A 24529-nucleotide genomic window follows, 5' to 3' on the forward strand; every position below is an offset into this window, starting at 1 on the left:
GATAATTCGGAACACCTGTAGGACCGTACGCTGTTTTCAGACAATAAAATTGGTAAGATGCGCGCTGATTTAGCAACCGAAAATGGAACTGGTGTGAAACAAAGCGACTCCCAGACAGAAAACAGCGACTGGTATCTGTATATTTTGCGTACCGCAGATAATCGCCTGTATACCGGGATCACCACCAGTATTAAACGCCGCTTTAAACAACATCAATCCGGTAATGGTGCCAAAGCCTTAAGAAATGCGGGAGAACTAACCCTGGTTTATCAGGTGAAAACCGCCGGACACTCTGATGCGCTGAAGTTGGAATACCGTGTAAAACAGCTGACTAAAGCTAAAAAAGAAAAGCTGGTCAAAGACCAGCCTTCCATTGAACAGCTAACCGCATTGTTAAATCATTAAAAACGGTTAAAGGGTTCTGAATACTCTACCAACCCGGAAACACCCTGTAAGGATTCTTCAGCCAAAGGATAGATTTGGAAAGCAGAAGCGGTATCCGGCCACTTGCAGTGTAAATCATACTCAGCAGCGGTTTTAAAACCTAAAGCGCCGTAATAGGCTGGTTCACCTAATACCGCAACAGCGGCATAGCCGAATTCATTAAGCGCATCTAATCCTTCGTAAACTAATGCTTTGCCTAGACCTTTTCCACGGTATTTTTCAGATACGGCTAATGGCGCTAAACCAACCCACTGACGATCTTCACCATTAACCATCACCGGACTAAATGCTGCATAGCCAATAACACCGCCATAATCATCGGTAGCAACAATGCCCAACGTTATCAGACCATCTTCACGCAGATGATTAACCAGTTCAGCCTCACCATCACTGGCAAATGCCTTACGCAGCAGCTTATTTATGCCTGCCGCATCAACGGGTATTTCAACACGAATTAACACGATGCAGGTGCGTGCGAATGCTCTTCGCCGCCCTCTTTTAAACCAGCTTCAACAAAATCAGCCAACTGCTGTAACCCAATTCTCAAAGGAGCAGGCATATTTTCCAGCTCTATCGCATCCATCAGGTTTTTCACATACAGGCCCAGTTCAGTATCGCCTTCAATCACCAAGCGACGTTGGAAAAACAGAGTATCAGGATCTTGTTTGCGGGCCGCAATCAGAATCAGATCGTTCGCATCGCCGCTAAAACTGACATCTTCTTGCTGATTATCACTGACCAACAGTACACCTTCGCGTACGGTAACAAACCAGCGCAAACCCAGATCGCGAACTTCAACTTTCAACCAGCGTTGTTCGAGAAAATCTAAATCCCCTTCTGCTAATGCATGGCGAAACTGCCAACCCAACAGTTGTTGCAGAACCTGTTTCTGTAAAGCAAACGGGGTTAACTTTATTGGTAGACGTAGAAGGGAAGGTCCCTGACGAACCAAACGGGCTCTCAGTTGATCAAACACGGGCTGACTCCTGCAAAAAAATAATTAGGCTATTTTGCCACAATGAAGCACGAGATCATCGAGTCAGGTCAAAAAATTATCAAATTATCTACTGCTAAATACTACAACCTCAGAATGAAAATGCTTTTTCCTGTGCGCCCTGTACTTTGGGACATCATAATTAACTGACCAATCAGCAATAAGCTGCCTCAAATCAAAAATCGTTATCAAAAGGTTAACTACAATCAGCCAACAGAATCAGGTAACGACTTCAATAGGTTATTAGGCGCTTCGCTTTAATAACCTTCTTACTTTTTGCAGGACGATAAGATGGAACTGCTGTGCCCTGCCGGTAATTTGCCGGCGTTGAAAGCAGCCGTAGATAACGGCGCTGATGCCGTCTATATTGGCTTTAAAGATGATACCAATGCCCGTCATTTTGCCGGTCTGAACTTTACCGATAAAAAACTTGAGGAAGCGGTAAGTTACGTTCATCGTCATCGGCGTAAACTGCATATCGCCATCAATACCTTCGCTCACCCGGACGGTTATAGCCGCTGGCAACGCGCAGTAGATCAAGCGGCGGATATTGGTGCCGACGCATTAATTCTGGCGGATATCGCGATGCTGGAATACGCATCAGAACGTTATCCTCACCTTGAACGCCATGTCTCAGTTCAGGCATCAGCGACCAATGAAGAAGCCATTCGTTTTTACCAGCGAAACTTTGATGTCGCACGGGTCGTTTTACCACGGGTGCTTTCTATGCATCAGGTTAAACAACTAGCCCGTACCAGCCCGGTACCGCTGGAAGTTTTTGCCTTCGGTAGCCTGTGTATTATGGCTGAAGGCCGTTGTTATCTTTCCTCCTATCTTACTGGTGAATCCCCTAATACCGTAGGGGCCTGTTCACCAGCCCGTTTTGTTCGCTGGCAACAAACGCCACAGGGTTTAGAGTCACGCCTGAATGATGTCTTGATCGACCGCTATAAAGAGGGTGAAAACGCGGGTTATCCAACGCTGTGTAAAGGTCGCTATCAGGTAGGAGATGAGCTGTACCATGCTCTGGAAGAGCCAACCAGTTTAAATACGCTGGAACTATTACCAGACCTGTTAGCCGCCAATATTGCCTCGGTAAAAATTGAAGGACGTCAGCGCAGCCCGGCCTATGTTAGTCAGGTAGCGAAAGTTTGGCGTCAGGCAATCGATCGCTGTCTGGCAAATCCTCAGAACTTTAGCGTGGAAAAATCCTGGATGGACACGCTGGGATCTATGTCAGAAGGTACTCAAACAACACTGGGTGCATATCACCGTAAATGGCAATAACAGGAGGCAACAATGAAATATTCTCTGGGGCCTCTGCTCTACTACTGGCCTAAAAATCAAACCGAAGCGTTCTATCATGCGGCAATGGAAAGCAGTGCCGATATTATCTATTTAGGCGAAGCGGTTTGCAGTAAACGCCGTGAAATGAAGGTGAATGACTGGCTGGATCTGGCTAAAACACTGGCACAATCGGGTAAGCAGGTGGTGTTATCCACACTGGCACTTATACAGGCTCCGTCAGAATTAACCGAGCTAAAGCGCTATATCGAAAACAGCGAATTTCTGATTGAGGCCAACGATCTTGGTGCCGTCAATATGGCATCTGAGCACGGCTTACCCTATGTTGCTGGTCCGGCACTCAACTGCTACAACGCCTATACTCTACGTTCATTACATAAGCAGGGAATGATACGTTGGTGTATGCCGGTGGAACTTTCTCGTGACTGGCTATCTAATTTGCTGAACCAATGTGAAGAATTGGGCATTCGCCGTCAATTTGAAGTTGAAGTATTCAGCTACGGTCATCTGCCTTTGGCCTATTCCGCCCGCTGCTTTACCGCCCGTTCAGAAAATCGGCCTAAAGATGAATGTGAAACCTGTTGTATTAACTACCCAACAGGCCGCAACGTTATCTCTCAGGAGAATCAGCAGGTCTTTGTGCTAAACGGCATTCAAACCCAAAGTGGCTATTGTTATAACCTCGGTAACAACCTGAAAGAGATGGATGGACTGGTGGATATCGTTCGCCTGTCACCACAGGGACATGACACTCTGAACCTCATCACGCAATTTCGTAAAAACGAACAGGGCCAGTCACCACTGAAACTGCAAAATCATGCTGACTGCAATGGCTACTGGAAACGTATTGCCGGACTGGAGTTAGTAGAGGAATGACAACCTTTCCGCTCGGGTCAATGACAAAGTCTGATAGTTTAGTGTGATGGCTTAAAACAGCTCATTGTCGGGAGGGACGAGGTTGGGGCGACCTGACGTCAGCCAGGATGGCACTCAAGCTGAGTATATGGCCCTTCCGGCCGAGCACGATGATAATTTTTCTCATAGCTTTTACGGCCGGAATATCCACTGAAATTGAAACAGACAAATTTGCTATCACTCTGATGTTGGATAGATTCAAATCCCCGTAAGGGCATAGTCGACATAAATCTTAACGTATATCCCCCTGCAACAGGGGTTCCAGAGTCGATCTTTCCTGTTTTTCTGCTATGTTCAAATTAACGCTGGCTTCGTGCCTACTCAGAATTCCGATGCTTCACCAGGCCAACCACCGGCGATAAGTTCAGGTTACAGAGAGCGTTCATTATGACTAACCCTACCATTCTTATTACCGGCGGAACGGGTAAGACCGGCCGACGTATCGCATCCCAGCTAAAAGATGCCGGGCATTCCTGCGTCATTGCTTCACGTTCTGGCTCATCGATTTATGGACATCAGGCAATTCGTTTCGACTGGAGCAACAGACTTAATCATGCTGATGTTCTACAGGGTATTGATGCGGTTTATCTGGTAGCTCCACCGAATGTTGCTGAACCACTTACCGTGATGCGCCCCTTTATTGATCTTGCGCTTAAACAAGGCATTCGACGTTTTGTATTACTCAGCGCTTCCCTGTTAGAGGAAGGCGGTCCAATGATTGGCACGGTACACAGCTATCTGAAACAAAATGCGCCTGAATGGGCCGTTTTGCGCCCTACCTGGTTTATGCAGAACTTTTCGGAGGAGTATCATATGTCCTCCATTCTGGATGAAAGCCGTATCTATTCCGCTACCTTTGATGGGCGAGTTCCATTTGTTGATACCAGCGATATCGCAGCGGTTGCCTGCTCGGCACTGTTACGCCCTGATTCATTAAACCGGGATGTCGTTATTACTGGGCCTAAAGCACTGTCTTATTGCGATGTGGCGAAAATTATCAGTGCGGCAATTGGGCTGAAAATAGACCATATCAAACTGACAGAAGGAGGACTGGCTAAGCGTTTTGTGGCTCAGGGTATGAATGAAAATTATGCCCGCGCACTGGCCTCTCTGGATACCATGATTGCAGGAGGCGCAGAAACCCGGTTAACCAATGAAGTTGAAACACTCACGGGCAGAACACCGAAAAATCTGGAAACCTTTGCCAGAGAAATGCGTAAAGTCTGGCTGTCAGATTGATGCGGTGAAATCTGCCCTGATGCGTTATTACTCGGCTAATACCAATGATAAAGCAGCGCTTTCGGTCAAACGATAAAGCGGAAGCACTGACAATTTGACCTCTGCATTAGCAGCCTGAGGTTTAGCTTTGTTTTTTTTCTTTTCTGTTTTTACTTTTGGCAGACTAATAATGCCATTTGCCACAAAGCTACTTTGCGTTTCTGGCTCCAGGGCCGCTATAGTCAGATTAGCCAGAGATTGATTCAGCGGAATGTAATAGTAACCAGCCGTCAGGTCCAGTTCCCGGTCGTCTATTTTGGTGGTTACCTGAATCATCTGATTCCCTTTCTGACCTACGCTGCCGGTAACATCCTTTTTAGTCCTTTCATTACGATCTGCCAAAGTATATTGCTGAACCTTAACTTTTTGCGGTTGAGTAACGCGATAAACTTCAATCCCTAATGCCTGAAGATTTTGTACCGTTTTTTTCTCGGTCGGCGCTAACAGATAAGCATAGGGACGAGTACGGGTAATCACTGGCATGATGCTTAATGCCGAGCGCCAGTCTGCATTCACTTTAATGCCATCGGCGGTTTTCGCGTCAATCATAGAGATAGTACGTTTTTCCGGCGTCATAGCACCTTTCACAACAATTGCCCCCTGTCCTGCCTGAGTGGCAATGTCGTGGCGAATCTCTTGCCCACTATTAAGCAAGTCGGCACTATTTTTAGCACTGGTTTTGACGACGGTTTGCATCGCCAAAAACTGGGTGTACACCCGACGGGCAAAGTGTGCTTTTCCTAAACCTACACCACGGTTCTCCAGCAAAAATGAAACTGAATTACGTAATCCGGCAATATTACGCAGCGTGTCAGCTTCAATACCGCCCATAGATAATGTCTTATCCTGCTTATCTAATTTATCTGTGGTGTAGTACCAGGAATGGCTTAACCCATTGGTTTCAAAAGTACTGACGATACCTTCACGAAATGGTTTATCCATCATCTTGGTTAAACGTGTCGGCAGATTATTGGTAGTTGCCTGTTGTAGCATGGCGTCATAACGCTGTACTGCACCAAATTTATCCACCCAACGACCGGCAACGCTATATTCATGACTATCTAATACGACATCTGGTTGATACTGAATAAATATCTGTGCAATAGCACGACTTTCTGGCGTGCTCAGTAGTAAATGGTCGCGGTTAAGATTGATACCGTTTGCCAAATCGCGACTGAAACTTTCGGCACCATCCGGGTTGGCTCTGGGCATAATTAATACGTTGACCCGTGAGAGCACATCCCCTTCTTTTCCTTCAGCCAGGCTTTTAGCGTAAGCCAGTGCTGCTTCACCCGGAGCAGGCTCATCACCATGCTGTAACGCAATAATCAATACCGTTGGTTTGCCATTTTTCAGCAAAACTTCCGGTGAAGCCGTTTGTGTGGCAGAAAATACTAACAGTGGGATTGATTTTCCCTGTTGAGATACCCCAATTTGCTTCACCCGCAATGTATTGGATGTTTTGCTCAGGTCATTAATAAATTTTTCCATCTCCTGTTGAGAGGTGAAATCAGTTTTATCTTTATCAAAGGCTGGAGTACCCAACTCAATCAGACTGGGTGCCGGGAACTGTTTTACGATAGCGGGAATTTCCTGATAATCTTTCGTGGGGTCGTATTTTGCCAAACTGACTGAAGGAAAAACTAACCCGGATAACACACAGGGAAGCAGTACGGATACTACCGTGCGAGAAAAGCACTTCATTGAACTCTCCAAAATACGCTATCGATTATCAGCCTGGCTAACGGCATGATTTTTTCTGTATGCCAATGATAAATCGGTTTATCACTGATGTGTTATACAACACATAAAAAAACTTCATAAAGAAATTCAAATTACTTCATCTGTGCTTCACATAAGACACTTATGCTGAATCTCATGACCTCAGTAACCTATGCTTGTAGCGAGCTTTTTACAGGATGTTGATATGCCAACCATTATCACCCATGCAGCAGTACCTGTCTGCCTGGGGATCGGACTAGGATCGCGTAAAATTCCACCAGCCTTATTTATAACTGGTATTGCCTTCTCAATGATTCCCGATCTGAACGTGCTGGCCTTTAAGTTTGGTATAGCTTACGCCAATGCTTTTGGTCATCGGGGGTTTACCCACTCTCTGCTGTTTGCGTTTGCTCTGCCAACTCTGGCGTTATTATTCAAAAATGCGTTTAAGGTTGGCTACCGACGAATTTGGAGTTTTCTAACGGTTTCACTGCTATCTCATAGCGTGCTGGACTCACTAACAACAGGTGGAATGGGTGTTGGCTGGTTATGGCCGTGGTCAGAAGAACGTTTTTTTGCCCCCGTTCAGGTGATTAAGGTTGCACCATTCCAGCTGGCACAGTACCTGAAGCCTAATGGTATCGCGGTTATTCAGTCAGAATTACTGTGGGTTTGGCTACCGGGCGTCGTCATAATGTTAGCGTTAATAGCATTAAGAAGAATAAATAACCGCTCAACAGCCTCATCATCGGTATAAGCTATCTCTTTGATAGTCTTTATATTCAGTCTAATCTGATCACACTTTCTGGTGAATAATATCGTTATTCACCAGTCGGGTCGTTTTTTAACAAATTTAACACCTTGGGCATAACCTTTTAGTCTGTAATATAAAAAACCGCAATAAATATTATTTAACTATTTTTGATAGGAAATCATTAAATATCCCCCTGCAAAGCAGGGTTTTATTCCTGATTCTTTCGAAAAATCCACATCATCCGCTCAATTAAACCACAACAAAATGATATCATTTGATGACAACGATTTAATGATATTTACATATTTGTAACTTTTCCATAAAATTGCCGCACACCCGGAACCAATTTTCATCGGTTCTCAATACCACAAAGCGCTTATGTACTTTGTCATGAGGTCGTTCAATGAGACTCAAACAATGCAATAAGTTTTCTAAAGTGCTAATGCTCGGCCTTGTAGCTTTGCTACTTACTGGCTGTGATATGGCTCTGATGAATCCTAAAGGCCAGATCGGGATGGAACAAAAATCCCTGATCATTACGGCTACCCTTCTAATGTTGATCGTTGTTGTTCCCGTTATCATTATGACTTTTCTATTCGCATGGAAATATCGCGAATCGAACAAAGAGGCTAAATACACACCTAACTGGGCCCATTCAAATAAAATTGAAATGGTCGTTTGGGGTATTCCTTGCGTCATCATTTTGGTATTGGGCACATTAACCTGGAAAAGTACTCACGCACTTGACCCGCGTCAGACCATTCCAAGTGAAGCTCAAACGATTACCATTGAAGCAGTCTCCATGGATTGGAAATGGTTATTTATCTACCCTGACCTCGGTATTGCGTCGGTTAACGAACTCTCTTTCCCTGAGAACGTGCCGGTGAAATTTAAAATTACCTCCGATACCGTTATGAACTCTTTCTTTATTCCTCGTCTGGGCAGCCAGATTTACGCCATGGGCGGTATGCAGAATATTCTGCATCTGGTCGCCAATGAAAAAGGTGTTTATCCAGGCATGTCGGCTAACTATAGCGGCAAAGGATTCTCCGGAATGAAGTTCAACGCTATTGTTACTTCTCAGGAAGACTTTGATAAATGGGTTGAAAAAGTTAAGCAATCCCCGAATCAGCTCCAATGGGAAGATTACAATCAACTTGCTAAACCAAGCGAAAACAATGCTGTTGAATATTTTTCAACGGTTAAGCCTGGTCTGTATCTCGATATTATTAATAAATATATGAAAATGGATACCAGCAAGCACTCACATCATTCTGGAGGCGAGGAATAAACGATGTTAGGAAAATTAACACTTGAAGCGATTCCTTACCATGAACCGATTATTATGGGTGCTGTTGGCCTCATTGTTGTCGGCGGAATTGCCTTACTTGCTTTGATTACCTGGGCAGGAAAATGGAAATGGTTATGGAACGAATGGCTCACCAGCGTTGACCACAAAAAAATTGGTGTGATGTATATTCTGGTTGCCATGGTGATGTTACTGCGCGGCTTTGCCGATGCCATCATGATGCGTACCCAGCTGGCGGTGGCTGCTGCCACCAGTGGGGAAGGTTTCCTCCCTCCTCATCACTATGACCAAATCTTTACCGCTCACGGCGTTATCATGATCTTCTTCATGGCCATGCCGTTCGTTATTGGTTTGATGAACATTGTGGTGCCACTGCAAATCGGTGCTCGTGACGTCGCATTCCCATTCCTGAACTCTCTGAGTTTCTGGCTGTTTGTTGCCGGTGTGGTGTTAATCAACATCTCTCTTGGCGTGGGTGAATTTGCGCAAACCGGCTGGCTGGCTTATCCACCGCTCTCGGGTAAGGTTTATAATCCAGGGGTCGGGGTCGATTACTGGATATGGAGCTTACAGATATCCGGGGTCGGTACCTTGCTTACCGGGGTTAACTTCTTCGCTACCATTCTGAAGATGCGCGCCCCTGGCATGAAAATGATGCAAATGCCGGTTTTCACCTGGACAGCATTATGTGCCAACATACTGATTATCGCGGCGTTCCCTATTCTGACCGCCACCATCGCCATGCTCACTCTTGACCGCTATCTGGATTTCCACTTCTTTACCAATGATCTTGGTGGTAACCAGATGATGTACGTCAACCTGATCTGGGCATGGGGTCACCCTGAAGTCTATATTCTGATTCTGCCATGCTTTGGTATCTTCTCCGAAGTAGTAGCAACCTTCAGTAAAAAACGGCTGTTTGGTTATACCTCGTTGGTATGGGCAACGGTAGCGATTACCCTGCTCTCCTTTATCGTTTGGTTGCACCACTTCTTTACCATGGGTGCAGGCGCCAACGTGAATGCCTTCTTTGGTATTGCCACTATGATTATCTCCATCCCGACAGGTGTGAAGATTTTCAACTGGCTGTTCACCATGTATCAGGGCCGTATTAAGTTTTCTACGCCAATCCTGTGGACGCTGGGCTTCCTGGTGACCTTTACCGTAGGTGGTATGACCGGGGTTCTGCTGGCGGTACCAGGTGCCAACATGGTACTGCACAATAGCCTGTTCCTGATTGCTCACTTCCATAACGTGATTATTGGCGGTGTAGTGTTTGGCTGTCTGGCTGGGTTTAACTACTGGTTCCCGAAAGCCTTTGGTTTCAAACTGAACGAAACTTTGGGTAAATACGCTTTCTGGTTCTGGATTATCGGTTTCTTCGTTGCCTTTATGCCGCTGTACATTCTGGGCTTTATGGGTATGACCCGTCGCCTGAACTACAGCCTGCAACCTGAGTGGACGTCACTTCTGGTAGTCGCAGCCTTTGGTGCGGTATTAATTGCACTGGGTATTGCCTGCCAAATCCTGCAGTTACTGGTGAGTATTAAAGATCGTAAGAAAAATATGGACGTTACCGGCGACCCATGGGGCGGCCGTACGTTGGAGTGGGCAACGTCTTCTCCGGCACCGTTCTATAACTTCGCTCATCTTCCGGTAATTAAAGGTATTGATGCTTTCTCCGACATGAAAGATGACGGTACTGCCTATAAGCACCCGGCAAGTTATGAGCCGATTCATATGCCAAGAAATACCGGCACTGGCGTTATCATTGCCGCCTTTAGCGTGGTGTTTGGCTTTGCTATGGTCTGGGAAATCTGGTGGATGGCTATCGTTGGTCTGATTGGTATGGCAGTAGTTTATATTGCTCATACCTTCAATGATGATACCGACTACTACGTACCTGTTGAAGAGATTGAGAAAATCGAAAATCAGCGTTTTGAACAATTAAGCCAGGCAGGGGTAAATCATGGCAACTGATACCTTGATCAATTCTCACGCTCATCTCGATGAGCATGAGCACCACGATCACGACAGTGGTGCCAAGACCGTATTCGGTTTTTGGATCTACCTGATGAGCGACTGTATTCTGTTCGCCTCGGTATTTGCTACCTATGCAGTACTGGCTACCGGAATTGCGGACGGCCCATCAGGCAAAGAGATTTTTGAACTGCCTTATGTTATCGGTGAAACAGCCTTGCTGTTATTAAGTAGCTTTACTTACGGTATGGCTATCATTTCGATGTACAAAGGTAATAAGAGTCAGGTTATTGGTTGGTTAGCCATCACTTTCCTGTTTGGCCTTGGCTTTATTGGCATGGAAATTAACGAATTCCACCTGCTGATAAGTGAAGGTTATGGCCCATCACGCAGCGCCTTCTTATCAGGATTCTTTACTCTGGTTGGTACTCACGGACTGCACGTTACCCTGGGTCTGATCTGGATGGCAATCATGATGATTCAGGTATCAAAAAAAGGGTTAACGCCTAAGAACAATGCACGTTTAATGTGCCTCAGCCTGTTCTGGCACTTCCTGGACGTTATCTGGATCTGCGTGTTTACCGTAGTTTATCTGATGGGGGCAATCTAAATGAAACATACCTCTGTAGACGTTTCCGGTGCCAGCCATGGCTCGGTTAAGTCTTATCTTATCGGGTTTGTGCTCTCAGTTATTCTGACGGCAATTCCTTTCTGGATGGTAATGACAGGTTCAGCCGCTCCGGCGACGCTGGCTGTAGTTATCTCCCTGTTTGCCGTAGTTCAGATCGTGGTTCATTTGGTCTATTTCTTACATATGAACACAAAATCAGAGGGCGGCTGGAACTTTGTCGCCCTGGTATTCACCGGATTGATAATCGCCATCGTCGTTGTAGGTTCACTATGGATTATGTACAACCTTAATACCAACATGATGGTTCACTAAGAGCTACTCAGATGATTAAGAAATATCTGTTAGTCACCAAACCGGGAATCATTTTTGGCAATATGATTTCAGTCATTGGAGGATTCCTGCTCGCCTCTCAGGGCAGCGTGGACTTCTCCCTGCTGTTTGCCACTATTATCGGCGTCTCTCTGGTAGTGGCATCCGGCTGCGTGTTTAATAACTATATTGACCGGGATATAGATTGCCTGATGGAAAGAACCAAGAACCGCGTTCTGGTTCAGGGATTAATCTCCCCTGCCATCACTATTCTCTACGCTTGTTTGTTGGGAATTGCTGGCTTTGCTTTACTCTACGCTTATACCAATCTGCTGGCGGTAGAGTTTGCTCTGTTAGGGTTCGTGGTTTATGTGGGGCTATACAGTCTGTATCTGAAACGTAAATCCGTTTACGGTACTCTGGTAGGAAGTCTGTCTGGTGCAGCTCCACCGGTTATCGGTTACTGTGCAGTGAGCAATCAGTTTGATACCGGGGCATTAATTCTGCTGGTGATTTTTAGCCTGTGGCAAATGCCTCACTCATACGCGATCGCGATTTTCCGCTATAAGGATTATCTGGCAGCGTCGATTCCGGTTCTACCAGTAAAACGCGGAATTTCCGTAACCAAAAACCATATTACGCTGTATATCATCGGCTTTATTGTGGCGACTCTGATGTTAACCATCAGTGGCTATGCAGGTTATAGCTATCTGTTTGTTGCGGCAGTAGTCGGTTTTGGCTGGCTGATTATGGCCTTAACCGGTTATAAAACCACAGATAACAAAATTTGGGCTAGAAAGCTGTTTATCTTCTCCATTGTCGCTATCACCACGTTAAGCATCATGATGTCGGTAGACTATTCTCAGGTGGCAGCACCTGAATCTCTGCTTACCTTCGTCTGGCCATAACTATCTGTAATATGGCGGCAGCCGCTCAATTGAGCGTGCTGTCGCTAATCCACCCTAAATCTTGTCGTTATCTCGATCTTTATCAGAAATATAAAGCAATTCACCTGGCTTACTACTATCCTATTCAATGCCATAGCCTAATGGTTTAACTAACCCATGGCAGAATAAGAATAACAACAGGCCGTTCGTTTTCAGTTGGAAAATTCCGGCAATGGACGCGAAGTGTTTTGAGGTGATATGAACGATTATGCAATGACTCCGGGAGAGCGCCGGGCAACCTTTGGTCTGGGGCTAGTATTCTCCCTGCGTATGCTGGGAATGTTTATGGTCCTGCCGGTCCTCACTACTTATGGTATGGCGCTGGCCGGAGCAACCAAGCCGCTAATTGGCCTTGCTATTGGTATTTATGGTCTGACACAGGCTATCTTCCAGATCCCTTTTGGCCTGATCTCCGATCGGATTGGTCGTAAGCCATTGATTGTTGGTGGGTTGCTAATTTTTGCTATCGGCAGCGCGATTGCTGCTCTAAGTGATTCGATATGGGGCGTGATTCTTGGACGAGCTCTTCAAGGCTCAGGAGCTATTGCTGCCGCCGTTATGGCCCTACTTTCCGACCTGACAAGAGAACAAAACCGAACTAAAGCCATGGCGTTTATTGGCGTTAGCTTCGGTATTACTTTTGCTATTGCCATGGTGCTGGGGCCCATTGTTACGCACGCTTTTGGCCTTAATGCGCTGTTTTGGGGCATCGCCGTATTAGCGCTGGCAGGAATAATACTAACACTCACTCTGATACCAAATCCTTCCGGCCATGTATTAAACCGGGAATCCGGTATGGTAAAAGGCAGTTTTAGCAAAGTACTCAGAAATGAACGTTTGCTAAAACTGAATATCGGCATTCTCTGCCTGCATACTTTACTGATGGCCACCTTTCTTGCCCTGCCGGTCGCGATGGAAAATGCTGGTTTTATGCCAGCCGATCACTGGAAGGTTTATCTGGTCACTATGTTGGTTTCTTTTGTCGCAGTTGTGCCCTTCATCATAATTGCGGAAAAAAAACGCAAAATGAAGCAAGTATTTTTAACCTGCGTCGCACTGCTTCTTATTTCAGAGTCTATACTTTTTTCCAGCGGGCAACACCTGTGGACTATTTTCGTCGGTGTTCAGCTATTTTTTATCGCTTTCAATATCATGGAAGCCATCTTACCTTCGCTGATAAGTAAAGAAGCGCCTGCAGGTTATAAAGGTACAGCGATGGGTGTCTATTCGACCAGCCAATTTATTGGTGTGGCTATCGGCGGAAGTTTGGGTGGATGGTTATTTGGCCTTAACGGAACAAGTGCAGTATTTATTGGCTGCGTTGTGCTCTGTGCGTTGTGGTTGATGCTCAGTACCACAATGAAACAACCACCTTATGTCAGTAGCCTGCGCATCGAATTACCAGAAACAGCATTACAAGACGGCCTGTTAGAAAGTTACCTGAAAATGGTTGCCGGTGTGAACGACGTGGTCATTGTGCCGGAAGAACAGTCCGCCTACGTAAAAATCGATTCGGGTAAAACTAATCGTGCCAAATTGGAACAGTTAATCAGTTCGTATCACTCTCAGCCGGCGTAGCCCGATGGGATAATCTATTAAATAATAGCGATAACGGAGATTACCAGTATGTCTAATTCTTCCAGCGTACCACTTTCAGTGCTTGACCTCTCACCCATTATTCAGGGTGGAACTATCCCTCAGGCATTCACTCGCTCAAAAGAGCTGGCCATTCTGGCAGAACGTCTTGGTTATCATCGCTACTGGATGGCCGAACACCATAACATGGCGGGTATCGCCAGTTCAGCGACTTCCGTACTGGTCGGTTATATTGCAGGAGCGACATCAACCATTCGCGTTGGTGCCGGTGGCGTAATGCTACCTAACCATTCACCATTGGTGATTGCCGAGCAGTTTGGCACTCTGGCATCCCTGTATCCTGACCGTATCGATTTAGGCTTAGGGCGAGCACCAGGAACCAATCAGGAAACCGCACAGGCCCTGCGCCGTAATGACCATGATGCCTCAGAGAACTTTCCGGCCAATATTGCCGAGCTGACCAGCTATTTTGATGATGAAAAACCGACCCAGACCATAAAGGCGATTCCAGGACAGGGATTACGCGTTCCGGTTTGGCTATTAGGTTCAAGCTTATATGGCGCTCAACTGGCTGCGCGTATGGGGATGCCTTACGCTTTCGCGTCCCACTTTGCGCCAGATATGATGTTACAGGCACTTGAGCTATATCGCCGTGAGTTCAAACCCTCTGCCGATTTGAAAAAACCTTATGCCATGGTGTGTGTTAATGCGATTGCCGCTGATACCAGTGCTGAAGCTGAGTATATGTTTACTTCTTTACAGCAGCACTTTGTCAACATGTTGCGTGGAACGCCGGGTCCACTGCCACACCCTGTAGAAGACATTAATTCAGCAGTGGCTAAACATGAGCTATACAGTGCAAACCATACGCTGAGCCTGTCGGTTATCGGTGATAAAAATGGTGTACGTACCGGATTGCAAAACTTGCTGAAGGAAACCGATGCGGATGAGATCATGATTAATGGGCAGATATTCGATCATTCTGCCCGTATGCGCTCTTTTGAACTGATTGCAGAAATCTCTGCTGATTTAGCTAAATAACCGCCAAAAACGTGAATAAACAGCAATGGGAGCAAACATTATCATCACTTTCTACATTAATGGACGTTCTGGTGAATTATGAAAATAGTTATCTTAGATGGTCATACCCTTAATCCGGGAGATATTTCCTGGACTGAAATTGAACAGCTGGGTCAGTTAACCGTTTACGACCGCACTCCGGCAGAACTCATTGTCGAACGAATCGGTGATGCCGACATTGTATTAACTAACAAAACACCGCTTAGCCAGCAAACCATTGAGCAATGCCGTTCAATTAAAATGATTGGTGTATTAGCAACCGGTTATAACATTGTTGATGTTAAAGCAGCCCGTCAAAGGGATATACCAGTATGTAATGTACCCAGTTACAGCACTATGGCAGTCGCTCAGTTAAGCACCGCTCTGTTACTGGAACTCTGTCATCACGTTGGCGAGCATAGCAGCGACGTACGGTCCGGCGGTTGGTCAAAAAGCATCGACTTCTGCTACTGGCACTCATCGCTTATTGAACTGATGGGTAAAAAGTTAGGCTTGATTGGTTACGGTCAAATTGGTTCCGCCTTTGCCAAAATAGCGCTGGCTATGGGCATGGAGGTACTGGTGTATACCCCAAGCCAGAAAAAAAGCATCGAACAACCTAATTTGCACGTCGTTACGTTAGACCAGCTATTGGCAGAGTCGGATGTGATCAGTTTGCATTGTCCGCTGACCGAGCAAAATACCGGTTTAATTAATCAAAGCAATATCGCCAAAATGAAGAACGGGGTAATGCTGATTAACACTTCTCGCGGTGGGCTAATTGTTGAACAAGACTTGGCTGATGCATTGAACAGTGGAAAAGTTGCCGGTGCAGGATTAGATGTATTATCTGTCGAACCACCGTCCGAAAAGAATCCGTTGCTTAATGCCCGTAACTGCATTATCACGCCTCATATCGCCTGGGCACCAAAAGAAGCTCGCCTGCGCCTGATGGAGATTACGGTCAACAATCTGAAACACTTCATCGCCGGTAAGTTACAAAACGTCGTGAATTAAACCTGACACATTAACGGGGCAATGTGAAACATCACCATTGCCCCGTTGTTTCTCACTATTTTCTGATTAAATAGCGAATGGTTGGCCCATCCTGCTGAATATCCAACACTTCATAGCCATGATTTTTGGCATCAAGAGGGATATTATTAATGGATTGTGGGCAATCACTGATCACTTCCAGTATTTCCCCGCTCTTCAGTTGAGGCATTGCTTCCAATGTTGCTACTGCCGGATAGGGGCAAGGCTCGCCAACCATATCTAAACGGTAATCCGGAACTATATTTTGGTTATTCTGACTCATGCTGGTTCCTTACTGGTATCAAGGGAAAGGGCGCTTTGGGCATTCTTTTTGGCAAAGAAATGCTTCTCCCACCACAACATGGCGGCAAAGGCTATGCCCAACAAAATATAGGTGACTAACAGGCCGCCATAAGGGCCAAAGGTATCAAGCAGGTTTACTTTGTCATAGTTGGTCGCCAGCGCCGGAGCAATGTCATCCCAATAATAGGCCAAAATAGTCGCGCCAATAACGTTACCTATACCTACCCACCAATAGTGAACTTGTCCTTCAACTGCACGATACATCCAACCAGTTTCACAACCACCGGCTAAAACGATACCGAAACCAAACAGTAAGCCACCCAACACCGCATTTGGCCCGGCCCACATAATTTTTGGATGTGCGCCCATCTGAACATAGCTGAAGATACCAATAGCGCTCACCGCCATACCGATAATAATGGCTTTCGCCATATGGGTACGCCCGGTAATCCATAGGTCGCGAAAAGCCGATGTGAAGCAGATTTGAGCCCGTTCAATCAATAAACCAAACCCCAACCCAAACAGCATCGCAATTCCCAGTTTAGGACTGCTGGTAATCTCCACCATCCCCCAGATAACCATCAGCAAAAAGATAATCATACCGATGCGAAAGCGACGACGAGCCTGTGTCGGTTTTTGAGTCAATGGTGATGCGGCGCTAACCTTCTGCAATTTGACCGGAATACGAAATATTGGCAATAGAGTAAAACGAGCGCCAAAGTAAGAACCCACCGCCGTAGCCAGTGCAAAAAACCAGGCATGCAGAGAAAACTGAGGAATACCGGTAAAGAAAGCGGCCAGGTTACATCCCATCGCTAAACGAGCACCGAAACCCGCAATGATGCCGCCCAGTACCGCCTGAAAAATACGAATACGATGCTGTGGTAAACGTAGCTTAATATTATTGGCCCATAGTGCAGCGGCAATACAGCCACCGAACATACCAATAATCATCATGCCATCAATTCGATCCAGCGGTGTTCCTTCCAGACCTATTACTTTGAAATAACCCCACTGTTGAGGATCTGCACCAAATAGCTGAGCTATATGGCCACCCCAGCGAGTAAACTCACCCGTCACTGCCCAAAATGTGCCGGTTAAGCCAAAATAGTAAGTAGAAAGAATACCTGCCGCAATAACCGCAGGGAGAGGTGCCCAGAACTTTATCAGATACTGGGTTTTAAAATCTTGCCAACGCATAGATTTCTTATCCTTGAAAAAATTATTTTAAATAAATAATTGTTCTCAATAGTGATAAATCAATCTTAATCAGGAACAGTATCAGCACTTGCCAGCCAGAAGGCGACAAACAAGATAAGAATTGATGTATTGCAGTATTAAGTAACGAACAGGCGCTGAGCTATTAGCATCAGAGCCGCGTTATTTTACCCAATAACATGTAAAAAAACCGTGATATTTTTGTGTCATCACACAAAGTTTATAGCAATAAAAAAACGGCACTATGGCCGTTTTTTTATTCTTATCACTGTAATAATTATTTCAGCAACTCAGCAACTCAGCAACTTTTGGCGTGAAGTAATCAACGTTCAGGTAGTGCTCCTGACCCATAAGTTGACCACTGCCATACCAGTTAATGCCACCCAATCTCAGGCTCAAACCATTAATGTCATAGTTAAATACATAACCATTTGAACTGGTGAAAGTAAATTGATTGTTCTGCATTTGTAACAAGTTGAAATTCAAACCATTATGGAAATAGGCCTGAACGCGCTCCATATATACCGGTGCTAATAAACCAAACAGACGAGAGATTTCAGTACGGTAAGCTTCAACTGTTAGATTGTCTGGCAAAATGCGAGCAATCAAAGCAAACACATCAACGTTAGCTAAAGCAACCGCCAGCTTAGTGGTTAATGACGCATTCAGTCTTTCCTGGTTAATCGAGAATTCTTGTTTATCCTCTTTATTATCATCAGATTTTTCTGTCGCAGGCTCCAGGAATTCAGCAAAATTAGGCGGGATTAATACTGTTGAAGCAATATACGCAGCACATGCTGCATCTTGCTCAGGACGACGTTCGCCAACAAACAACGAGAATGCCTTATCATTAGAGGTATCAATAACATTTTCTTTTAAATAGTTTGCCGCTTCTTCCGCTGTTTTTTCACCACGAACTAATGCACATAATACGTTCATATGTCCATCATGACGTCCACCTGCAAAGGTCGGTGCTGAAGCTAAAACAGTGCTTTGAATAATAGGTAATGCCGGAATAGGTAAAACGTTTGTTGCTGTATTCATGTGTTAATTATCCGTAAATTAAAAACAAATTAAATAAAACCTTTCACCTCATTATATGCAGGAGTCGGGTTAATATCAGATTAAATCCATTAATAATGACAATAGGTGAATGCTCCTGTTTATATAATAGCATAATAAAAAAAAGCACCTGATGAGAGTACTCACAGGTGCTTTTTATGTAATCTTTAATGAATAAGGGCTTACAAACCTTTACCCATATTTCTTACATCTTATTCGTTACCAGAATATGAACGGCGACGTGAAGCGCTATTGCCACCCTCACGGCTACCAGATTCACGGCGTGGACCACGAGATTGACCATCACGACCACGACCCGCACCACCGTTACCAGAGGAACGACGTTCGCCATTAAAAGGACGACGCTCACCACCACCAGCAGGAGCACCATCACGGCGGCCACCGCCACCACGACGAGGTTCACTGGCAGGTGCATCACCCATCAGTTGCATATTTAATGGCTTATTCAGTACCCGAGTTTTAGTGAAGTGCTGTAACAGCTCTCCAGGCATACCTTTTGGCAACTCGATGGTTGAATGAGTGGCGTACAATTTAATGTTACCAATGTAACGGCTGCTGATATCACCTTCGTTGGCAATAGCACCAACGATATGGCGAACTTCAACACCATCATCACGACCCACTTCAATACGGTACATATCCATCTCGCCAACGTCACGACGTTCACGACGTGCTGGAGCTTCACGATTATTGTCACGCTCGCGACGGCCAAAACGGTCGTTGCTGCCACGATCGTCACGATCGCGCATTTCACGACGTGGACGGCGGTCAACTGGCGCATCCGGTGGCAGAATCAATGGGCGTTCACCCTGAGCCATCTTCAGCAGTGCAGCTGCCAGAGTCTCAATATCCTGCTCTTCTGCTGGCTGCAATTTAGCCAACAGCGCACGGTATTGATCCAAATCGCTGCTTTCCAGTTGCTGGCTAACGCGAGTAGCAAACTTCTCTAAACGGCGCTTGCTCAGCAGATCGCCTGAAGGCAAATCAACTTCAGGAATGGTAATTCTCATCGTACGTTCAATGTTGCGCAGTAAGCGACGCTCACGGTTCTCAACGAACAGCAATGCACGACCTGCACGACCTGCACGACCGGTACGGCCGATACGGTGAACATAAGACTCTGAATCCATCGGGATATCATAGTTTACTACCAGGCTGATACGCTCAACGTCCAGACCACGCGCAGCAACGTCAGTTGCAATCAGAATATCCAGACGACCATTCTTCAGACGTTCCAGAGTTTGTTCACGCAGAGCCTGATTCATATCACCGTTTAACGCAGCGCTGTTATAACCACTGCGCTCTAATGCTTCAGCAACTTCCAGCGTGGCATTTTTGGTACGAACAAAGATAATTGCCGCATCAAAATCTTCTGCTTCCAGGAAACGAACCAGCGCTTCGTTTTTACGCATACCGTATACCGTCCAGTAGCTCTGGCTGATATCTGGCGTATTCACTACGCTGGACTGAATGCGAACTTCCTGTGGATCCTTCATGAAACGACGGGTAATACGACGAATCGCTTCCGGCATGGTAGCAGAGAACAGAGCGGTCTGATGTTCAGCCGGGATCTGCGCCATGATGGTTTCAACGTCTTCGATGAAGCCCATACGCAACATTTCGTCGGCTTCATCCAGCACTAAACCTTTCAGTTTAGATAAATCTAATGTGCCGCGCTTCAGGTGATCTAACAGACGACCTGGGGTTCCCACTACAATTTGTGGACCCTGACGTAAAGCACGTAACTGCACGTCATAGCGCTGGCCACCGTACAGAGCAACAACACGAACACCCGACATATTTTTAGCATATTCAGTACAGGCTTCTGCTACCTGAACCGCTAATTCACGGGTTGGAGCCAATACCAGAACCTGCGGGCAGGCCATATCGGCTTGAATATTGTTAAGAAACGGCAATGCGAATGCCGCTGTTTTACCGCTACCGGTTTGCGCCATGCCTAATACATCGCGACCTTCCAGCAGGTGTGGAATACAAGCCGACTGAATCGGGGATGGTTTTTCATATCCCATATCGGTCAATGCTTTTAATAAAGGTGCTGATAAGCCTAAATCAGCAAAAGAGGTTTCTATCTCAGACATGTACACGTGCCTCACTAAAAATGGCGGCCAGTCTACATACCTTATTGAGAAAATACTCAGTCATTTTCATTTAAAAGTGTGAACCAGCTCAAATTAGATTAAAAAACGAACAGAAAAACCGCCCTTGTTTATCCTTAAGACACGCAAGGCCGCTTTGACTTAATCGTCAGTCTATTTTTTATCCGATTCTGATAGGTCGTCTTGCTCTAGCCCGAACAAGGCTAATTCCAACAGTGCATAGCGGTGCTCAACAAAGTTATGTACGTTATTGGCAACCGTCAGTTTGAACAACGCCACGGCGGTGTTCTTGTCCCCCAGACTCAGGTAGTGTTTACCTAAATAGAAGTCAGTTTCACTGAGATGCTCAGCGAGCGAAGTGTTATCCGTTGCTTCTGCCTGTAAACGGTTAACCAGCGTTTTTTCGCTGATATCACCCAGGTAGAACTCCACAATATTCCAGCCCCACTCTCCTCGTTCAGCCTTAGCATAACGCTCTTTAAGAGCTTTTTTTGCTTTGCCTGAATCAATCTCTTTTTCAGCTAAATACAGCCACAGAGATCGGAAAGGATCGTTAGGGTCGTCATGATAAAACGCCAGCAGATCATCCTGCGCTAAAATGTAGCGACCGCCATAATACAAGGCAATCCCTCGGTTTAAACGCGCGTAGTTATAAGTTGGATCAAGCTCTAATACAGAATCAAACGCATCATAAGCAGCATCAAAGTTGCCGCCCTGCGTCAGATATATTCCTAAGTAATTGAATGCCTCTGGAATATCAGGACGAATCATTAACGCTTGCGAAAAGTCATTACGTGCCAGTGCCCGCAGCCCAAGACTGTCGAACAATACGCCACGCTCATACAATAGCTGCGCTCTTTCATCACCTGATAAGACCTGACTCGCAAGAATTTGTTCCATGCGGGCCAGCATCACTTCCTGTTGCAGCGTTGGCTGCAATGGAATTGCCAAAACGCCATATTTACGCCCTTCAAGGCTGCTACATCCTGTTAACAGAATGGCTGTTGCAACAATGTAGCACCAGCGCAAAATAGGCTTCATTTCAACTCCCGGAGACAAACATGGGATAGGTATCCTACCATCCACTTGCTTTTACACAAGAACTCCCTGTCCCAGTCATACACATGGTGACTTGTCATTATACAACAACAAGACACCATGTAATTAATTACAGTAATAATAAATATTACCGTTATTGCTCTTCAGATGCTGCTGGAGTGTCTTGACTCGGTGCAGTCGCTTCTTTAATGCTTAAGCGAATACGACCTTGACGATCAACTTCCATCACTTTCACCTGAACTTCCTGACCCATTTGCAGGTAATCTGATACTTTCTCTACACGCTTATCAGCAATTTGAGATATATGAACCAGACCTTCTTTACCGCCAACGATGGATACGAAAGCACCAAAGTCAACAATACGGGTCACTTTACCGGCATAAATACGGTTAACTTCAACGTCAGCCGTGATCTCTTCAATGCGGCGAATAGCATGTTTCGCTTTATCACCATCAACTGCTGCGATCTTCACGGTACCGTCATCTTCGATTTCGATAGTAGTGCCGGTTTCTTCAGTCAGAGCACGAATTACTGCACCACCTTTACCAATAACATCCTTGATTTTCTCAGGATTGATCTTGATGGTATGAATACGTGGAGCAAACTCAGAAATATCACCACGAGGAGCAGAAATAGCCTGTTCCATCACGCCAAGAATGTGCAGACGAGCACCTTTAGCCTGATTCAGAGCCACTTTCATGATCTCACGAGTAATACCTTCAATTTTAATATCCATCTGCAGAGCAGAGATACCCTCGCGGCTACCGGCTACTTTAAAGTCCATATCACCTAAGTGATCTTCATCACCCAGAATATCTGACAGAACAACAAAGCTTTCATCATCTTTCACCAGACCCATTGCAATACCGGCAACGGCGGCTTTAATTGGCACACCTGCATCCATCAGTGCTAATGAAGCACCACAAACAGAAGCCATTGAAGATGAACCGTTAGATTCAGTAATTTCTGATACTACGCGAACGGTATATGGGAATTCAGTCTGGTCAGGCATCACCGCTAATACGCCGCGCTTCGCCAGTCGACCGTGACCAATCTCACGACGTTTCGGTGAACCAACCATGCCGGTTTCACCTACAGAGTATGGAGGGAAGTTATAGTGGAACAGGAAGCTGTCAGTACGCTCACCGGTCAGCTCATCAATGTTTTGTGCATCACGGGCAGTACCCAGAGTTGCCACAACCAGAGCCTGAGTTTCACCACGGGTGAACAGCGCAGAACCATGGGTGCGTGGTAATACGCCAGTGCGTACATCCAGACCACGAATCATATCTTTTTCACGACCATCGATACGTGGCTCACCGCGTAATACGCGACTACGAACAACGTTTTTCTCGATGCTGCTCAGCATATCGCCGATTTCGCTTTGGTTTAAGTCTGCATCCTGAGCTAACAGAGCAGCCACTACGTCCGCTTTAATCACGTCGATTTGAGCATAACGATCTTGTTTATCAGTAATACGGTAAGCATCACCTAAACGGGCAGAAGCTAAAGCTTCAACCTGAGCATACAGCACCTGATTAGTTTCAGGTGCTTGCCATTCCCACTTAGCTTTACCCGCTTCTGCTGCCAGTGCATTGATGTTATCAATCACAACTTGTTGTTGCTCATGACCAAACATAACTGCACCCAGCATTTGTTCTTCGCTCAGTAACTCTGCTTCTGATTCAACCATCAGTACTGCGCTTTGAGTACCTGCAACTACCAGATCCAGACGGCTCTCTTTCAGCTCATCGGTAGTTGGGTTCAGAACATATTGATCGTTAATAAAACCAACACGTGCAGCACCAATTGGGCCGTTGAATGGAATACCTGACAGCACTAATGCTGCGGAAGTACCAATCATTGCCACGATATCAGGGCTAACCTGTGGGTTTACAGAAACTACGGTTGCGATAACCTGAACTTCATTCAGGAAACCTTCCGGGAACAGAGGGCGAATTGGACGGTCAATCAGACGAGCGATCAGTGTTTCACCTTCGCTAGGACGACCTTCACGACGGAAAAAACCACCAGGGATACGACCAGCAGCGTAAGTACGCTCTTGATAGTTAACGGTTAATGGGAAGAAGGATTGACCTTCTTTGGCTTTTTTCGCGCCCACTACGGTCACAAATACTGCGGTGTCATCAACGTTTACCATCACAGCAGCCGTTGCCTGACGAGCCATCATACCGGTTTCTAACGTCACGGTATGTTGACCATACTTAAATTTACGAACAATCGGATTTAGCAAGCTATTTTCCTTTATTTTCATACGAGTCCATCAAGCATTTGCTTCAACAGACTAATTTTAACTTTCTTCTAACTGCATCCTCGCGACTAATGAAAGTCCTGATTTAACAAAGCGTTAGTTAAAGAAACAACCACAACTCTATCAATACTTTCATTAGCCGCGCGAAACGCTGCACCAGAAGGCCCAAAAAACTAACGTTCTATAATACTGCTATTTC

23 protein-coding genes are annotated in these 24529 nt (G+C 45.7%); 13 read left to right on the forward strand and 10 right to left on the reverse strand.

Annotation, left to right across the window (positions count from 1 at the left end; genetic code table 11):
• The first annotated feature begins 93 nt into the window (after window positions 1-93).
• Complete coding sequence (locus tag GOL65_RS10010) at window positions 94-405, forward strand: GIY-YIG nuclease family protein (RefSeq protein WP_228723083.1); 312 nt, start codon at window positions 94-96, stop codon at window positions 403-405.
• Here GOL65_RS10010 and GOL65_RS10015 read toward each other — a convergent pair.
• Both GOL65_RS10015 and ubiT read right to left on the reverse strand, forming a co-directional pair.
• The gene (locus tag GOL65_RS10015) at window positions 402-905 is read right to left on the reverse strand and encodes a GNAT family N-acetyltransferase (RefSeq protein WP_140919773.1); all 504 of its coding nucleotides are present in this window, start codon (window positions 903-905) and stop codon (window positions 402-404) included. The two genes, GOL65_RS10010 and GOL65_RS10015, sit on opposite strands and share 4 nt — an antisense overlap.
• Window positions 899-1420 carry a ubiquinone anaerobic biosynthesis accessory factor UbiT gene (ubiT, locus tag GOL65_RS10020; protein ID WP_140919772.1) on the reverse strand — a complete coding sequence of 174 codons (522 nt, stop codon included), beginning with the start codon at window positions 1418-1420 and terminating at the stop codon, window positions 899-901. Before ubiT ends, GOL65_RS10015 begins: the two co-directional genes overlap by 7 nt.
• Window positions 1421-1729: 309 nt before the next feature.
• On the opposite strand from ubiT, the gene ubiU reads away from it, so the two are divergent.
• The 3 genes from ubiU (at window position 1730) to GOL65_RS10035 (ending at window position 4897) form a co-directional block, all read left to right on the forward strand.
• The gene (gene ubiU, locus GOL65_RS10025; protein WP_140919771.1) at window positions 1730-2725 is read left to right on the forward strand and encodes a ubiquinone anaerobic biosynthesis protein UbiU; all 996 of its coding nucleotides are present in this window, start codon (window positions 1730-1732) and stop codon (window positions 2723-2725) included.
• Between the two features lie 12 nt (window positions 2726-2737).
• Window positions 2738-3619, forward strand: coding sequence for a U32 family peptidase (locus tag GOL65_RS10030; protein ID WP_140919770.1), 882 nt, complete (start codon window positions 2738-2740; stop codon window positions 3617-3619).
• Window positions 3620-4045: 426 nt separating this feature from the next.
• Window positions 4046-4897 carry an ergot alkaloid biosynthesis protein gene (locus GOL65_RS10035; RefSeq protein ID WP_140919769.1) on the forward strand — a complete coding sequence of 284 codons (852 nt, stop codon included), beginning with the start codon at window positions 4046-4048 and terminating at the stop codon, window positions 4895-4897.
• Between the two features lie 27 nt (window positions 4898-4924).
• Here GOL65_RS10035 and GOL65_RS10040 read toward each other — a convergent pair whose 3' ends face one another.
• Window positions 4925-6640, reverse strand: coding sequence for a M14 family metallopeptidase (locus GOL65_RS10040; RefSeq protein WP_179038302.1), 1716 nt, complete (start codon window positions 6638-6640; stop codon window positions 4925-4927).
• Window positions 6641-6863: 223 nt separating this feature from the next.
• On the opposite strand from GOL65_RS10040, the gene GOL65_RS10045 reads away from it, so the two are divergent.
• The 9 genes from GOL65_RS10045 (at window position 6864) to GOL65_RS10085 (ending at window position 16260) form a co-directional block, all read left to right on the forward strand.
• Window positions 6864-7415: a metal-dependent hydrolase gene (locus tag GOL65_RS10045; RefSeq protein ID WP_140919767.1), complete on the forward strand. Its 552-nt coding sequence runs from the start codon at window positions 6864-6866 to the stop codon at window positions 7413-7415.
• 400 nt (window positions 7416-7815) lie between these two features.
• Window positions 7816-8703 carry a ubiquinol oxidase subunit II gene (gene cyoA, locus GOL65_RS10050; protein ID WP_140919766.1) on the forward strand — a complete coding sequence of 296 codons (888 nt, stop codon included), beginning with the start codon at window positions 7816-7818 and terminating at the stop codon, window positions 8701-8703.
• 3 nt (window positions 8704-8706) lie between these two features.
• Window positions 8707-10701 carry a cytochrome o ubiquinol oxidase subunit I gene (cyoB, locus tag GOL65_RS10055; protein WP_140919765.1) on the forward strand — a complete coding sequence of 665 codons (1995 nt, stop codon included), beginning with the start codon at window positions 8707-8709 and terminating at the stop codon, window positions 10699-10701.
• Window positions 10691-11311, forward strand: a complete 621-nt coding sequence (locus tag GOL65_RS10060; RefSeq protein ID WP_130590314.1) for a cytochrome o ubiquinol oxidase subunit III — start codon at window positions 10691-10693, stop codon at window positions 11309-11311. Before cyoB ends, GOL65_RS10060 begins: the two co-directional genes overlap by 11 nt.
• Window positions 11312-11644: a cytochrome o ubiquinol oxidase subunit IV gene (locus GOL65_RS10065; protein WP_140919764.1), complete on the forward strand. Its 333-nt coding sequence runs from the start codon at window positions 11312-11314 to the stop codon at window positions 11642-11644.
• Between the two features lie 11 nt (window positions 11645-11655).
• Entirely contained in the window at window positions 11656-12549 is an 894-nt protein-coding gene (gene cyoE / locus GOL65_RS10070; RefSeq protein ID WP_140919763.1) for a heme o synthase, read from the forward strand.
• A 237-nt stretch (window positions 12550-12786) separates the two neighbouring features.
• Complete coding sequence (locus GOL65_RS10075; RefSeq protein WP_140919762.1) at window positions 12787-14166, forward strand: MFS transporter; 1380 nt, start codon at window positions 12787-12789, stop codon at window positions 14164-14166.
• A 48-nt stretch (window positions 14167-14214) separates the two neighbouring features.
• A complete protein-coding gene (locus tag GOL65_RS10080) occupies window positions 14215-15225 on the forward strand; it encodes a luciferase-like monooxygenase (protein ID WP_140919761.1) in 1011 nt (336 codons plus the stop codon).
• 78 nt (window positions 15226-15303) lie between these two features.
• Complete coding sequence (locus tag GOL65_RS10085; RefSeq protein ID WP_140919760.1) at window positions 15304-16260, forward strand: D-2-hydroxyacid dehydrogenase; 957 nt, start codon at window positions 15304-15306, stop codon at window positions 16258-16260.
• A 55-nt stretch (window positions 16261-16315) separates the two neighbouring features.
• Here the strand turns inward: GOL65_RS10085 and yedF are convergent, their stop codons facing one another.
• From yedF to pnp, 7 genes are all read right to left on the reverse strand, one after another.
• Complete coding sequence (gene yedF / locus GOL65_RS10090) at window positions 16316-16561, reverse strand: sulfurtransferase-like selenium metabolism protein YedF (protein ID WP_140919759.1); 246 nt, start codon at window positions 16559-16561, stop codon at window positions 16316-16318.
• Window positions 16558-17781 (reverse strand): selenium metabolism membrane protein YedE/FdhT, encoded by a 1224-nt coding sequence (gene yedE, locus GOL65_RS10095; protein ID WP_140919758.1) that lies wholly within the window; start codon window positions 17779-17781, stop codon window positions 16558-16560. Before yedE ends, yedF begins: the two co-directional genes overlap by 4 nt.
• Window positions 17782-18081: 300 nt before the next feature.
• Window positions 18082-18843 carry a hypothetical protein gene (locus tag GOL65_RS10100; protein WP_140919757.1) on the reverse strand — a complete coding sequence of 254 codons (762 nt, stop codon included), beginning with the start codon at window positions 18841-18843 and terminating at the stop codon, window positions 18082-18084.
• Window positions 18844-19073: 230 nt separating this feature from the next.
• Complete coding sequence (locus tag GOL65_RS10105) at window positions 19074-20981, reverse strand: DEAD/DEAH family ATP-dependent RNA helicase (RefSeq protein ID WP_140919756.1); 1908 nt, start codon at window positions 20979-20981, stop codon at window positions 19074-19076.
• Window positions 20974-21051 (reverse strand): protein YrbN, encoded by a 78-nt coding sequence (yrbN, locus tag GOL65_RS22590; protein WP_108902124.1) that lies wholly within the window; start codon window positions 21049-21051, stop codon window positions 20974-20976. Before yrbN ends, GOL65_RS10105 begins: the two co-directional genes overlap by 8 nt.
• 101 nt (window positions 21052-21152) lie before the next feature.
• Window positions 21153-22040, reverse strand: a complete 888-nt coding sequence (gene nlpI, locus GOL65_RS10115) for a lipoprotein NlpI (protein WP_130590304.1) — start codon at window positions 22038-22040, stop codon at window positions 21153-21155.
• A gap of 151 nt (window positions 22041-22191) precedes the next feature.
• Complete coding sequence (pnp, locus tag GOL65_RS10120) at window positions 22192-24312, reverse strand: polyribonucleotide nucleotidyltransferase (RefSeq protein WP_140919866.1); 2121 nt, start codon at window positions 24310-24312, stop codon at window positions 22192-22194.
• Between the last annotated feature and the right edge of the window lie 217 nt (window positions 24313-24529).

The organism is Limnobaculum xujianqingii, from assembly GCF_013394855.1.
GTDB classification, from domain to species: Bacteria; Pseudomonadota; Gammaproteobacteria; order Enterobacterales; family Enterobacteriaceae; genus Limnobaculum; species Limnobaculum xujianqingii.

What these genes read in the sequence shown, in the direction of transcription:
- ubiU (WP_140919771.1), top strand. Translation starts at nt 1,730, where the DNA reads ATGGAACTGCTGTGCCCTGCCGGTAATTTGCCGGCGTTGAAAGCAGCC.
- GOL65_RS10030 (WP_140919770.1), top strand. Translation starts at nt 2,738, where the DNA reads ATGAAATATTCTCTGGGGCCTCTGCTCTACTACTGGCCTAAAAATCAA.
- GOL65_RS10035 (WP_140919769.1), top strand. Translation starts at nt 4,046, where the DNA reads ATGACTAACCCTACCATTCTTATTACCGGCGGAACGGGTAAGACCGGC.
- GOL65_RS10040 (WP_179038302.1), bottom strand. Translation starts at nt 6,640, where the DNA reads ATGAAGTGCTTTTCTCGCACGGTAGTATCCGTACTGCTTCCCTGTGTG.
- GOL65_RS10045 (WP_140919767.1), top strand. Translation starts at nt 6,864, where the DNA reads ATGCCAACCATTATCACCCATGCAGCAGTACCTGTCTGCCTGGGGATC.
- cyoA (WP_140919766.1), top strand. Translation starts at nt 7,816, where the DNA reads ATGAGACTCAAACAATGCAATAAGTTTTCTAAAGTGCTAATGCTCGGC.
- cyoB (WP_140919765.1), top strand. Translation starts at nt 8,707, where the DNA reads ATGTTAGGAAAATTAACACTTGAAGCGATTCCTTACCATGAACCGATT.
- GOL65_RS10060 (WP_130590314.1), top strand. Translation starts at nt 10,691, where the DNA reads ATGGCAACTGATACCTTGATCAATTCTCACGCTCATCTCGATGAGCAT.
- GOL65_RS10065 (WP_140919764.1), top strand. Translation starts at nt 11,312, where the DNA reads ATGAAACATACCTCTGTAGACGTTTCCGGTGCCAGCCATGGCTCGGTT.
- cyoE (WP_140919763.1), top strand. Translation starts at nt 11,656, where the DNA reads ATGATTAAGAAATATCTGTTAGTCACCAAACCGGGAATCATTTTTGGC.
- GOL65_RS10075 (WP_140919762.1), top strand. Translation starts at nt 12,787, where the DNA reads ATGAACGATTATGCAATGACTCCGGGAGAGCGCCGGGCAACCTTTGGT.
- GOL65_RS10080 (WP_140919761.1), top strand. Translation starts at nt 14,215, where the DNA reads ATGTCTAATTCTTCCAGCGTACCACTTTCAGTGCTTGACCTCTCACCC.
- GOL65_RS10085 (WP_140919760.1), top strand. Translation starts at nt 15,304, where the DNA reads ATGAAAATAGTTATCTTAGATGGTCATACCCTTAATCCGGGAGATATT.
- yedF (WP_140919759.1), bottom strand. Translation starts at nt 16,561, where the DNA reads ATGAGTCAGAATAACCAAAATATAGTTCCGGATTACCGTTTAGATATG.
- yedE (WP_140919758.1), bottom strand. Translation starts at nt 17,781, where the DNA reads ATGCGTTGGCAAGATTTTAAAACCCAGTATCTGATAAAGTTCTGGGCA.
- GOL65_RS10100 (WP_140919757.1), bottom strand. Translation starts at nt 18,843, where the DNA reads ATGAATACAGCAACAAACGTTTTACCTATTCCGGCATTACCTATTATT.
- GOL65_RS10105 (WP_140919756.1), bottom strand. Translation starts at nt 20,981, where the DNA reads ATGTCTGAGATAGAAACCTCTTTTGCTGATTTAGGCTTATCAGCACCT.
- yrbN (WP_108902124.1), bottom strand. Translation starts at nt 21,051, where the DNA reads ATGAAAATGACTGAGTATTTTCTCAATAAGGTATGTAGACTGGCCGCC.
- nlpI (WP_130590304.1), bottom strand. Translation starts at nt 22,040, where the DNA reads ATGAAGCCTATTTTGCGCTGGTGCTACATTGTTGCAACAGCCATTCTG.